The organism is Epibacterium sp. ABV4_022 (assembly GCF_056159345.1).
In genome coordinates this window covers 39379-52305 of record NZ_JBSWVA010000005.1, presented here as the reverse complement: position 1 = coordinate 52305, position 12927 = coordinate 39379, and the positions used below count along the sequence as shown (strand labels likewise).

Genomic DNA, 12927 nt, shown 5'->3' with positions numbered 1-12927 from the left:
CCTGCGTCCTGCCTCATGTTGGAACAGAGGATGCCCTGCCCGGGTTTGCCCGGATCACCACCCTCGATGTATCGCCTTTTTCACAAGATAGCAGAAAAGGCAGCAGGTGGAAGCATTATGATGACATTGCCATTATTTTCTAAGCAAATCCGACACTTGCAACAGGCGATATTGCTGGTGTCTGAGGTCTGAACAGGAGGGGTGAAAAAAACATATCCTGTTATTATTGTGTTATTTCTAGTTAAGGCAGAGCATGGGCATCTGCAAAGCCCTTTTTTATTGGGCTTTGGCCGTGAAATTCTGAGATGCGCGACTCTGAAACCCCGATGAAATGACTCTGAACCCCCGATCTGCTGACTCCGAACCCCCGTTGTGCGGGGCTGTGGATAACCCTAGGGTGAGTGTAATCAAAACCACGAAGGCGAATCCGGCGGTACAGCAGGACGCACATCGTGGAACAGGCAGAGCAGTGAGACTGAATACATGACCAGCGCGGTGAGCGGGGCCGGGGGCTATCCACCCGAAGGGCAGGGGGCATATTTCCTCTGTGACATCTTCGATGCGATGCCGAAGAATGATCTGGCGTCGATGGAGCATCCGTTGTTTTCGCTCAGCACCCGGCCCGACCGGCGCATTCTGAACTACGAGCACAACGGCGCCGAGATCACCGTGACGCCGAGCGTCAAGGGGCTGGCGACAATCCACGACAAGGACATCCTGATCTTCTGTGTGAGCCAGCTGATGGCGGCGCTCAATGCAGGCCGTCAGGTGAGCCGCACGCTGCATCTGACGGCGCATGATCTCTTGATGGCCTGCAACCGCGAGACCTCGGGCGATGCCTACCGGCGGCTGCGCGAGGCGTTTGAGCGGCTGGCGGGCACCCGGATCACCACCAATATCACCACGGGCGGACAGGAAATCACCTCGGGTTTTGGCCTCATCGAGAGCTGGGAGATTGTGCGCAAATCTCGGGGTGGGCGCATGGTCTCGGTGGCGGTGACGCTGTCGGACTGGCTGTTTCGGGCGGTGCTGTCGAAATCGGTGCTGACGCTCAGCCGCGATTACTTTCGCCTGCGCAAACCGCTGGAGCGGCGCATCTACGAGCTGGCGCGCAAGCACTGCGGACGTCAGGACAGCTGGCAGATCTCGGTGGAGACGCTCCTGAAGAAATCCGGCTCCGCCAGCCCGCGCCGGGTCTTTCGCAAGATGGTCCGCGACATGATCGAGGCCCAGCCCTTGCCCGATTACGAGATGGCAGAGCTGGAGGGCGACATCATCCGCTTTGCCCAGAAGGACAAGCTGCTGGAGACACCGCCGCCGGTGGTCTCCGAAGCGGCCCGCGACGAGGCGCGCCGCCTGCTGCCGGGGGCGGATGTCTACGCGCTGGAGGCTGACTGGCGCGCGGTCTGGGCCCGCTCGGGGGGGCCGCGTCTGAGAAAGCCGGATGCGGCCTTCCTGGGCTGGGTGCGCAAGCGGGCAGGTGCCTGAGCGGGCGGTTTTCGAGGGGCGCGTCGATGGCCTGGCGCCGTTGCGGAGGTTACCTTTTGGTGGGGCCCACCGGGGGCCGCCGCCGCGCGGGAAACCACATGTCCCGGGGCGGCATGTGGTTTTCGGCTGTCTGTTGTGCAGCTAAGGTGCAAGCGCCGCAGAGCGGCCAATCGCATCGAGAGAGAGCAGGGGAGCAACGGCAATGAAACTGCTGTTCGTGCATCAGAACATGCCGGGTCAGTATCGCGAGCTGGTGAAATGGCTTGTCGCGCAGGGCGGGCATGAGCTGGTGTTCCTGAGCCAGCGGGGCGATGTGAAGATCGCGGGCGTGCGCACCGTGGTCTATGCGCCCTTCCACACGCCTACAAAGGAGGCCTTTGGCCTGGCCCGGGACTGGGAAGCGGCGGCGGGGGCGGGCTTTGGCGCCGTGCAGGCGATGCAGAAATACGAGGCCGAGACCGGCTTTCGCCCCGACATCATCCTCGGCCATACCGGCTGGGGGGAGTTGTCCTTCTTCAAGGATCTGTGGCCGGATGTGCCGATCCTCGGCTTCTTTGAATATTACTACAATATGGAAGGCGGCATGGTCGGCTTTGACCCCGAACAGCCCGCCGGGGCCCATGCGCCCTATTTCAACCGCGCCCGCAACGTGGTGCCCTGCCTCAACCGCGAGGTGGTGGACCTGGGCCATGTGCCGACCTACTGGCAGCGCGACCGCTTTCCGGCCTCGTTCCATGACATGATGTATGTCTGCCACGATGGCATCCGGGCGGACCGGTTGCAGGCCAACCCGGATGCGCAGATCGCGCTGGGGCGGCTGGGCCATCCGCTGTCGCGCGGGGATGAGGTGGTGACCTATGTGGCCCGCAACATGGAGCGCGCGCGCGGGTTTCACATCATGATGCGGGCGCTGCCGGAGATCCAGGCCGCACGCCCCAATGCGCGCATCCTGATGATCGGCGGCAACGAGGTCTCCTACGGGCGCGAGAGCGACCACCCCGGCGGCCTGCGCGGCGAGATGGAGGCCGAGGTCGGCGACCGCGTCGACTGGAGCAGGGTGCATTTCCTCGGCCGGGTGCCCTACGGCGATCTGTGCCGCATCATCCAGCTGTCGCGCTGCCACATCTATCTGACCATGCCCTTTGTCCTCAGCTGGTCGCTTCTGGAGGCGATGGCGATGGAGGCCACCATCGTGGCCGCCGATGTGGCGCCGGTGCGCGAGGCGATCACCCATGGCGACACCGGCCTGCTGGTGGATTTCTTCGACCCGGAGGCGCTGGCCGCGCAGGTGGTGGAGGTGCTGGCCCGCCCGGCGGAACATGCGGAGCTGGGCGCGCGCGCCCGGGCGCGGGTGCTGCGGGATTATGATTTCCTGACCCGCTGCCTGCCGGAGCATCTGCGCCAGATCAACCGGCTGGTCAGCACCGCGCCGCCGATCCGGATCGACGCGGGCTGAGCACGCCCCCACAGGGGGCCGCGCCGCCAGGAACAGGCCGCGCGGCCTGCGTCAGCCGCCAACTGCCGTGGCGATGATCTGGTCGATCGTCCCGTCCGCCATCATCGCCGTCAGGGCGCGGTCCATATCGGCGGCAAACGCTTCGGCCTCGGTGCCCTGCCAGCTGCCGCGAAAACCGATCATGCTGTCTTCGACCGAGGTATCGAGCACCTGGGTGATACCGCTGAGTTCCAGCGCACCCATGGCGATCTGTGCCGTCAGTTGCTCCTGCACGTAGCAGTCGATACGGCCGGCGGCGAGTTTCTTCAGGTTGAGATCGGTGGTCGGTGCCTCCTGAAGCGAGATCAGCCCGCTGGCGACCAGGTCAAAAAACTCCGGCCCCGGGGTGCCGAAGCCGGCGTTGTTGCCAAATGTGAGCCCCTTGAAGTCCTGCGGGTAGGACCAGTCGGCTTCGGCCACGCCATCGCGGCAGTAGACGGAGACGTTCTCGGTGAACGGCGCCACCAAATAGGTGCCGATCCAGGGGCGGCTGTCGGGCTTGTGGTAGGTGCCGACCAGACCATGGGCCTGCCCGCTTTCGACCAGGTTCACGGCGCGCGACCACGGCACCGCCTCCAGAACGACGTCATAGTCGCCTTCGATACGGGTCAGGGCTTCGGTGATCACTTCCGCCCAGATGCCGGTGGGGCGTTTGCCGTCCTTGGTCATATAGGGGGCATAGGCCTCGTCCTGGACCAGGCGGATGGTCTCGGCAAAGGCGGGGGCGGAAAACAGGGAGAGGGCACAGGCGGCGGTGGCCAGGAGCGTGCGACGGGACATGGGTGTTCCTTTCTGCTGCAAGGGAGCTGTCCCGGTTGGCCTAGCAGGCACGCATTAAGGCCCGCTGAAAATTTTATGCCCAGTTTATGGTCGGGGATCGGGCCAGTTCTGTTGCCCGGGGCCGCGTTGCCGGGGCGGGCGGCACTGGTCTTTCGCCTGTGTGCCGCCTACACAGGAGCCAGATGATGCTTCTTCCTCCATCCCCAGTGCCCGGAGACCGCCACATGACTCCCCGACAGATGACCCTCGACGAGACCCTGGCCGAAATGGCCCGCGTGCTGACGGTGGAGGCGGCCGCGCTGACCCGGATGGCGGGCGACGTGGGCGACGCGCAGCTCAAGGCGATCGAAATCCTCGAGGCCATGGAGGGCCGCGTGATTGTGTCGGGCGTTGGCAAGTCCGGCCATATCGGCAACAAGATCGCCGCCACCCTGGCCTCCACCGGGACGCCGGCGCAATTTGTACATGCCACCGAGGCCAGCCACGGCGATCTCGGCATGGTGACGCCGCGCGATGTCTGCCTGGTGATCTCCAATTCCGGCGAGACGTCTGAACTGGCCGATATCGTCACCTACAGCCGCCGCTTTGCTATTCCGCTGATTGCCATCACCCGCAAGGCCGACAGCACCCTGGCCGCGCAGGCCGATGTGGTGCTGCTGCTGCCCGACGCGCCCGAGGCCTGCGGCATCGGCATGGCGCCCACCACCTCGACCACGGCGACGCTGGCGATGGGTGATGCGCTGGCGGTGGCCCTGATGAAGCGGCGCGGCTTTGAGCGCGAGGATTTCAAGGTCTTCCACCCCGGCGGCAAGCTGGGCGCGCAGCTGATGCTGGTGGATGGTCTGATGCACACGGGCGAGGCTTTGCCGCTGGTGGCGCCGGACACCCCGATGTCGGAGGCGCTTTTGACCATGACCGCCAAGGGCTTTGGCCTGGCCGGTCTGGTCGAGTGGGGGCGGCTGACCGGCATCATCACCGACGGCGATTTGCGCCGCAACATGGACGGGCTGATGGCGCGCACCGCGGGCGAAGTGGCCACCCGCGGCCCCAAGGTGATCCGGCGCGGCTCGCTCGCCTCGGAAGCGCTGCACGAGATGAACAGCCGCAAGATCTCGGCCTTGTTCGTGCTGGATGACGCGGACCGGGTGGCGGGGCTGCTGCACATCCACGACTGCCTGCGCGCGGGCCTGGGCTGAGCGGCGGCGGGTCCCTCTGTTCTGCCTGTCAGGGGCAGAGGGACGCGCATTGCACGCCGTCGCGCCACATGCCGCAGGCGGGACAGGCGGTCAGGGGGCGGGAGGATCGGTGGCTCTGGAGTGACGGTTTCGGCCTGTGGCCTCGTGCCATTTTCCACACATTACGCAGCAAACTGCAAAGTGCCACTAAGATACTGATAATTTTGATTTAATCCTGTCCGATAGTATTTTCGGACTGTCAGCAACTTGATTTCACATAAAAAACAACACCTTACGAGTCAAAGTCCCGAGTGCGGCACAGCCGTGCCACACCGCATGCCACGCGTGGCACGTCGTCCAGAACTGTTTCGGACAGTTCGTGCCATGCGTGATACGCGTGGAAAACGAAGGCGATCTGCCCAATGACAGGAGGTGCTCGGCCATTGAATACCCGGGACTACGTATATGTTCGCCTTGATCCCAAAGAGGGGAGCACCCCCTCTGATCGTGTAACCATCCGCAAACACACGCAGGCCGCGCGGCGCGACGGATTTGTCGTGCATAGCCGCTGGGCTGTGCGCGAACGGGTGGGCGCCTCGGTTGCCGCCTCAGGGCGACCAAAATTGCAGCAGCTGATCCGCAAGCTCAGACCTGGCGATGCCGTCATCGTCTATACGCTTGACGGCTTCGGGCGCGATGCAGCCGATATCCTGAAGACGATCCGGCTCATTCACGAGATGGGGGCTGAGCCGTTTTGTGCGTCTCTGGGAACAAAAGAAAACCTGTTCAATGACAATGAGTTCAGGAATACCATGGACGCGATGGCCACGCTTGAGCGTTTGACAGAAGCTGAACGCAAACAGGCGAAGGCGACGGGGCGTGGGGTCGCAGGCGGGCGGATCGGTCGGCCACCCGCGTTGGATGATGCAACGCAGGCAGCGGTACGGGCGGACCTTGAGGCCGGGATGACCGTCGCCGCCGTGGCCCGGCGCTACAACACATCTCACCAGACCATTCTGCGCATCCGCGACGCAAGGAAACACTCCTGATCTCTTCTTGCCGAATGCTGTGTGTCACATGGCAGTGCGAGCCGGCGGGTCCGCAATAGACCCCTTTGGGCGCTGTTTTGCTGACATCTGATATCGGGATTGAGGTTTCCCGTCTCTGGTTCCATATTGTGCACGCATTGGTTGATTTGTTTAAGGCGTCTGATGATGCAGGCGGAAGATGATTACTGGCTTGATCTGGGCCGCGCAGCGGATGCGGTTCCAGGCGTTCTCCCCAGCGCAGGCGGAGAAGAAATCTGCGGAGTTGAGCCGCTGGGGGACCAATTCGGTGCCTGGCCTCAGAAGACCGTGCCGGATCTCCTGCACCCCCCGTTGTTCGGCCCTCTTGCGGACGGCTGCGAAACGGTGCCGGGCTGTTTCGCCATTCTGGACGGAGCCAAAATCGCGAACCTGCCGGACGTTCTCATGGCCTCGGGGTTGCCGCACCGATGCCTGTTCCAGGGGGACGCTTTTGACACCTTGGGCGATGCTGCGCCATGGATTGTGCAGCTTGAGGCAGGCAGCAACCTGACCCGGCAGCTGTTCACCACAGGGGCGAAGCCAACGCAGTTCTGGGATCGTGAGCCGGGGCTTTATCTGCGGTCATCACAGGACCTGGATGCGCTGTGGCAGCACTTCAGGACCTTTACCCGCGTGCGTAACAGTCAGGGCGAATGGGTCTTTTTCCGCTTTTGGGAGCCGCATGTCGCCCAGGCCTGCCTGGAGGCCGGATATCTGCGTTATTTCCACGGTTCCGAGCAGCAGATGGCCGCGGCCGTGATCTGCTGCAACGTGCTGGATCAGTGCACATTGCATCATGCCCCGGAGCATCCCGGCGCCGCGCCCGCCTGCCAGCTCAGTCGCGCACAGGAACAGGCGATGGCCCAGGCGGTCGCGCGGCGGCGGCGGATCGAGATGGCCCTGGCCCTACGCCGCTCGTTTCCCGAGCAAACCGCCGGCAGGTCCCGCGACGATCTGCACAGCGTGGTCGCGCAGGTCGCCCAGCGAATGGGCGCATACGGCATTCGCAAGCTGCGCAGCATTCATGTCCTAGCCAGCTGGCAGCTGTTCTTCGGTGAGCGCTTTGAACAGCGTGATCCGGCCGGCCAGCTGATCCAGATTCTTGCAGGCCATTTGGACGAAGACGCCAAGCTGGCCCAGCTGGAGCGCCGCATGGATGCGCTGCATGAGACAGGAGCGCTGTGATGGCGGATGGCAGCCCCAAAACTCCGGCCCCCAGCGCAGTTGCTGCCCAGGCCCGGGCGGGCGCGCCTGCGGCGCAGGGCGACATGGACCGGATATGCCTGCCATGTGCGGGGCTGATCCGGGTCGAAGCCTGCTACCGGGATGCCTGGACCACACCGCTGACCAATGCCTGTGTGCGGGTCGAGGACAGCACCGGAGTTGTTGTGGACGGCGCGATCCGCACGGAACCCCTGATCGCCCATGGCCTGAAAGACGGGGACGCGCCGACCGCCCCGCTGGCCACGATGGGAACCACCCCGCCCATCGAAGTGGCACAGGGGACTTCGGAGGTCACGCTGGTGCCGCAGGGGGCCGGAGAGGCTGACGCCGGTATGGGCGACCTGGGCGCGGCGCTGGCCGCGTTCCGGGACGATGCGCTGGTGAAGCTGCAGCCCTATGTGCTGGAATGGGAAGCCAGAGGCCTCCTCTCCATCCCCGAGGCGCGGTTTCGGGGTGTCGGCAAGGGTCTGTCCGCCTGGTATCAGGGCGAGGCCGATTTCTGGGGCGGTGTCAGCGACCGCGCCGTTGCAGCCTATCAAAACGCCCAGAACTGGCATGACGCTTATGTGGCCCGCCAAAGCCCGTTTGAGCAAGGCATGATGCAATACGGCGGCCCCTTCGGCGCGATTGCGGTTTACGGGACATCCTTGGTCGAAACCGCCGCCGAAACCGTTTCGGACTGGATCAGCGGCGCGGATGATCTGGCCGCCTATATCGCCACCATCATGGCGGCGATGCGCGATCTGGCCTCGGGGACCGTGGATCTGATGGAGGCCGCGCTCGACAGCCTGCGCGCCCTCCCAGGCGAGACGGGGCGGCTGTTCGCGCAGCTCATCGACAACGGTCAGGACTGGATCGAGCGCCTGGTGCTGATCGCCAGCGAGACCAACGCCATTGAATACGTCTTCCACGTTTTCATGGCGGTGGCGATGAACATGACGCCCAATTTCTGGGCCGAGATGGCGGGGGTGGTCAGCGGTTTCATCCTGCCGGAGGTGCTGATTGAGATCATCCTGGCGGTCATCGCGGCCCTTACCGGCGGCGGCGGCATCGCGCTGCTGGCGGGCCGCCTAGCGACCTTTGTGGCCAAGCTGCGTGGCCTGGCTGTCAAAGCCAAAAGCCTCGGTGTTCTGGCCAGCATCGTCGAGGCCTTCGGCAAGGCCATCACCGCCCTGGGAAAAATCGGCAAAGGCCTGCACGACGAAATCGAAGCCTTCGCCCGCGCTGGGGCCAATGGCGTGGCCCGCATCCGCCACCGGGTGAACCAGTACAAGGTCGAGATCGATCCCAACACCCTGGGCATGAACGGCGGAAATATCAGGATCACCCGCAAGGGCCGCCTGCCCGGCAAGCGCATTAATCCCCCTGGGGACATCCCCTGTTTCAACAAACCCGCAGGCGTCACCGACCGTGATTTCATGGAGCAACTGCTGGAACAGGAAGACGCCATCAACAACACCGACATCGCGGAACTGATCCAGCGCCGGGAAATGGTCAAACAGATGGGAACGGGGGCACTGCGGGATACGGCTGCGCAGTCAGGCGCACGAGCAGATTGGCTGCTAAAAAGAAGCCTGGAAATCGCCAAAGCGCAAGGTCTATCGCGTAAAGCAGCAGAAGCACTTGCCATACAGGAGGCCAAAAAGCTTGATGCTACGCACATTCTTGACATCGTGGCTGGGGGAAGCCCTTCGGAGATATCTGGACTTCAAAACAGCTCCGTGAACCGCTCGATTGGCAGCCAATGGCGCACTCGGGTACATACTCTGGATGAGGCGCTGGCGGGGCACGCTGCTCAGGGTGGCGTGAAGGCGAACATAAGACTCAAAAAATGCTGAGGACGAGATGAATATTCAGGAAGAGCTAAACGACCTCATGGAAGACAACGGCGTTTATGCCAAGTTCCACCCCGCCCCGGCAGACCTCATCACAGAGTTTACCGGGAAGCTTCCGGACTTTCTTCTGGAACTATGGAAACAGCATGGGTTTGGAAGCTGGTCAAACGGGTTATATCATGTCTGCAATCCACATGATTTTGATGGGCTTCTTTCCCAAGTGTTTCATGCCGATGAGGATTTTTCTCACAAGGACTGTCATGTGTTTGGCTACTCTGCCTTTGGTGGGCTGCATGTGTGGAGTGAGAAATATGGCATTGTGGATATTAATTTAACCAGTGCTACGCTTCGCTGTATAAATCTGATTGATGGTAAGAAAACGGAAGATCCAAGCTTGGAAGCGGTATTTTCACTATCTTTACATGCGGATAGAAAAAAATCGCTCAACATCTACGACGACAATGACAAACCGCTGTTCGCTCGCGCTCGTAAGCGGCTGGGCGATTTGGAACCGGGTGAATGCTATGGCTTCTTCCCGGCACTGGCCATGGGCGGTGCGCCCCGGCTGGAAAACCTCAAGCGCACCAAGGCACTGGAGCACTTCCTATTCCTAGCGCAGCTACAGCAATTCACGCTGATGGACTACCTCTCCCGCCCCATCCGCGCTGTGCGTATGATCGGATAGGATGCCGCGCTCACAGAGCCTTGGCGCTAGCTTAACTTGTTGCTACTGCCACAAGGCGCGATCACGCTCTTCCCAGTTGTGGATCCATTCCCAACCGCCAAGGGCATGGATCAGAGGTTGGAGATATGCTTCGTAGTTTTGCCAGCGGTCGATGCCATCCCGGTTCACGCCTTCGCGCACCTGTGCCACAGACGCAGTTCTGATCGCGACAGGAGAACTCTCTGGTCGAAGAACCGCCTCTTCCCAGGGCAATCCGATGAAATCCAGGATCTCCTTCATCTGCGACTCTGGGTTGTCGATCAATGCGCGATAGGACTGCACCCGAAAGTTGCGGCCCAATTTGGCTTGCATGTCGTCAGCGGATTTTTCGGATTGGAGGATGTAATGCGCTATCCCTTCCTGCGATTTTGTGAAGGCATTGGCCTTACCGTCGAAGTTGTTCGCCAGCAGGGATACGCCAATATCCAATGGGTGCCGCTTCATGTACAGAAAGCGCGCTTCCGGCATTGCCTGCGCTGCAAAGCCGAGATCAAAGATGTTTTGGGGCATCTTGTCGATGATCCAGGGTTTCAATTGCGTGAGGGATTGACCGATCCCCTTGAGATAGAGGGTTCTGGCCTTTTCGCGATGCTCCGCGGACAGGTTCTCGCACCACGTCCAATCCGCCTCACTGCCAAAGCAATCCGCACGGACCTCAGACTTTGCCTTCTGCAGTGCAGCGCTTTCTCCAACGGTGCCGACGGCAGAATGGGCAGCCAGCATTGACTCAACCAGGGTCGTACCGCTCCTGGGCACGCCGGTGATGAGGAGGGGGCGGGTTTCACGCGGCGGGGCAAAGAGCGTCTGCAAAGAGCTGGCCTTGAAGGTGGCCACCTGGCTCTCGACCAAAGCCTCCAATGCACCGGGATCAAAGTTCAGGGGGGTGCAATCCTTGGAAGCCTGGAAGTGCTGCATTGCGGTTGCAAACTCTCCTGCTCTCTCAGCGAGGCGGCCAAGGGTATTGAAGGCCGCTTCGCGTTCTTCCACCGCCGTTTTTCGAAATTTTACGGCGCGCCGGAGCCTCTCGGCCTGTTTGCTTGCCGGATCCAGAGGCGCGACAAGGTCAAGGGCGCAGATGAGGTTGATATTGTCTGGCTGTACTTGGAGGCCGGCTTCAAATGCCTCTCTCGCAGCCGATTTGTTGCCGAGGGAGAGCATGCGACTGCCAAGCTGGCTCAGCTGTGCAACATCATGTGGATCTTGCTCGAGCAGAACCTGCATGATCTTCAGGGATTGTTCGGCGCGGCGCATCTCCCAATAACAATCTGAGGTCAGGGCGAGCAGTTTGCGGTCTCCGGGCGTCTCCTTCAGCAGGAGGTGGAGCAACTGCAAGGCAGGCTGAAGCTGACCCTCGTCTATCAAATTCCGGCACATCTCAAGTGAGGGTTTGGTCTTCGCGACGGCCTGAGGAAAAATCTGGTTCATTTCTGCGACCTCAAAAGTAAGTGCCGGGGCCATTCACATCGTGGCGCCGCGGCTGGCAGCTGTGGTGTTTTGAAATCTTCCGAGCAAAGGTCGCCATATATTGTGTTCAATGGCGTCAGGAATTTTTCACGTTCTCAATGTTCCTCAGTGATTGCACCCGCAATGAGGGAGGCTGAAGGCGAGAGATCCTTTGCCGGATCCGGCCCTGGCAGGGAGAGGTGTCATCAAGGTTATGTAATCAATGGATTATTCAATCACCCTTAACGCGCGATGAATTTATCCAGGGTTGCAGAGTGAATTTGAGATCGGACTATTGGAGCGATGCTCGACAACGGTTTGCTCGATGTCATCGGGGTGGCATAGAGCCATTCGGTGATGTCGGGCGTTGTGATCCGCGCCGCTTTACTCCGGCCAAAAGCGGGCAGAAGCTGCGTATTCAGGGAGTATCCCAGCGAGGAAAGCGGTGCTGAGCACCGCACGTCCTGATCTTCCGTGCCGCTGAATACTGCTGCTGCGTTACACGACAGCGTACGTCATGTGCTTGTGTTCCTTTCCCAGCCAAGAAACCCGGCTGGACAACATGAGGCCGACACCGGTGCAAGGGACCCGGACCGCTCGCACGGCGTCAGCGCGGATCTTCGGTGCTGGTGTAGTCCCGGTACCATTGCACAAAGCGGGCCACACCCTCGTCGATGCCGGTCTGCGGCACGTAGCCGGTGAGCCGGTGCAGCAAGGTGGCGTCGGCCCAGGTTGCGGGCACGTCGCCGGGCTGGATCGGCATCAGATTGCGCTGCGCCACACGGCCGGTGGCCCGTTCGATGGCGGCAATATAATCGGTCAGCGGCACCGGGGTGGAATTGCCGATATTGACCACACGGAACGGGGCCACCGGCGACAGGCTGTCCCCGGCGGGCACCTGACCGTCCTCGGGGCGTTCGGGCACCGCGGCCATCAGGCGGCGGATCGCCTCCACCAGATCTTCCACATAGGTGAAATCCCGCTGCATGTTGCCGTGGTTGTAGACGTCGATGGGACGGCCTTCGAGGATCGCCTTGGTAAATTTGAACAGCGCCATGTCGGGCCGGCCCCAGGGGCCGTAGACGGTGAAGAAGCGGAACATGGTCACCGGCAGGTCGAACAGATGGGCATAGGAATGCGCCATATGTTCGGTTGATTTCTTGGTGGCCGCGTAAAAGGACATCTGGTGGTCGGCCTTCTGGTCCTCGCGATAGGGCATCTCGGAATTGGCGCCATAGGCCGAGGAGGTGGAGGCCAGCAGCATGTGGCGGGGCGGATGCGCCCGGGCGGCCTCGAGCAGTTCGAAAGTGCCGATGAGATTGCTTTCCAGATAGGCGCGCGGATGCTTGATCGAATGGCGCACCCCGGCCTGGGCGGCCAGGTGGATAACATAATCTGGATTATGAGAGGCCAGCAGATCGCCCAGCAAACCGGGCGTCTCGATCCGGCCGGTGACCGGCAGGAACTGCCCCGGCCCGGCGGCGGCGGCCTCGATCAGCAAGGCGTGGCGCTGCTCTTTCAGGCGAACATCGTAATAGTCGCTGAAGGCATCCAGCCCGACCACCCGCGCCCCCTGCCGGAGCAGCAGCATGCTGAGGTGAAAGCCGATAAAGCCGGCCGAGCCGGTGACGAGAACGGTTTGCATGGCGGCACACTCGCAGTGGGATTGCGTTTGCCCCGTCCTAGAGGTCCGCCG

10 protein-coding genes are annotated in these 12927 nt (G+C 62.0%); 7 read left to right on the top strand and 3 right to left on the bottom strand.

Features of this window, described 5'->3' with window-relative positions; genetic code table 11:
* The first annotated feature begins 483 nt into the window (after nucleotides 1-483).
* Both ACXAF5_RS21000 and ACXAF5_RS20995 read left to right on the top strand, forming a co-directional pair.
* Entirely contained in the window at nucleotides 484-1488 is a 1005-nt protein-coding gene (locus ACXAF5_RS21000) for a replication initiator protein A (RefSeq protein ID WP_474948107.1), read from the top strand.
* A gap of 202 nt (nucleotides 1489-1690) precedes the next feature.
* Nucleotides 1691-2944: a glycosyltransferase family 4 protein gene (locus ACXAF5_RS20995; protein WP_474948106.1), complete on the top strand. Its 1254-nt coding sequence runs from the start codon at nucleotides 1691-1693 to the stop codon at nucleotides 2942-2944.
* Nucleotides 2945-2995: 51 nt separating this feature from the next.
* On the opposite strand, the gene ACXAF5_RS20990 is transcribed toward ACXAF5_RS20995, so the two are convergent.
* Nucleotides 2996-3763 carry a substrate-binding periplasmic protein gene (locus tag ACXAF5_RS20990; protein WP_474948105.1) on the bottom strand — a complete coding sequence of 256 codons (768 nt, stop codon included), beginning with the start codon at nucleotides 3761-3763 and terminating at the stop codon, nucleotides 2996-2998.
* A 224-nt stretch (nucleotides 3764-3987) separates the two neighbouring features.
* Here ACXAF5_RS20990 and ACXAF5_RS20985 point away from each other — a divergent pair, with 224 nt between their 5' ends.
* From ACXAF5_RS20985 to ACXAF5_RS20965, 5 genes are all read left to right on the top strand, one after another.
* On the top strand, nucleotides 3988-4959 hold the full coding sequence (locus ACXAF5_RS20985) for a KpsF/GutQ family sugar-phosphate isomerase (protein ID WP_474948104.1): 972 nt from the start codon (nucleotides 3988-3990) through the stop codon (nucleotides 4957-4959).
* A gap of 401 nt (nucleotides 4960-5360) precedes the next feature.
* A complete protein-coding gene (locus ACXAF5_RS20980) occupies nucleotides 5361-5987 on the top strand; it encodes a recombinase family protein (RefSeq protein ID WP_474948103.1) in 627 nt (208 codons plus the stop codon).
* 165 nt (nucleotides 5988-6152) lie between these two features.
* Complete coding sequence (locus ACXAF5_RS20975; RefSeq protein ID WP_474948102.1) at nucleotides 6153-7190, top strand: DUF4123 domain-containing protein; 1038 nt, start codon at nucleotides 6153-6155, stop codon at nucleotides 7188-7190.
* Nucleotides 7190-9067, top strand: coding sequence for a polymorphic toxin type 15 domain-containing protein (locus ACXAF5_RS20970; RefSeq protein WP_474948101.1), 1878 nt, complete (start codon nucleotides 7190-7192; stop codon nucleotides 9065-9067). Before ACXAF5_RS20975 ends, ACXAF5_RS20970 begins: the two co-directional genes overlap by 1 nt.
* Nucleotides 9068-9074: 7 nt before the next feature.
* Entirely contained in the window at nucleotides 9075-9749 is a 675-nt protein-coding gene (locus ACXAF5_RS20965; RefSeq protein WP_474948100.1) for a GAD-like domain-containing protein, read from the top strand.
* A gap of 42 nt (nucleotides 9750-9791) precedes the next feature.
* Here ACXAF5_RS20965 and ACXAF5_RS20960 read toward each other — a convergent pair whose 3' ends face one another.
* Nucleotides 9792-11213, bottom strand: a complete 1422-nt coding sequence (locus ACXAF5_RS20960) for a sulfotransferase family protein (RefSeq protein WP_474948099.1) — start codon at nucleotides 11211-11213, stop codon at nucleotides 9792-9794.
* Between the two features lie 625 nt (nucleotides 11214-11838).
* Nucleotides 11839-12876 carry an NAD-dependent epimerase/dehydratase family protein gene (locus tag ACXAF5_RS20955; RefSeq protein ID WP_474948098.1) on the bottom strand — a complete coding sequence of 346 codons (1038 nt, stop codon included), beginning with the start codon at nucleotides 12874-12876 and terminating at the stop codon, nucleotides 11839-11841.
* Nucleotides 12877-12927 lie beyond the last annotated feature (51 nt).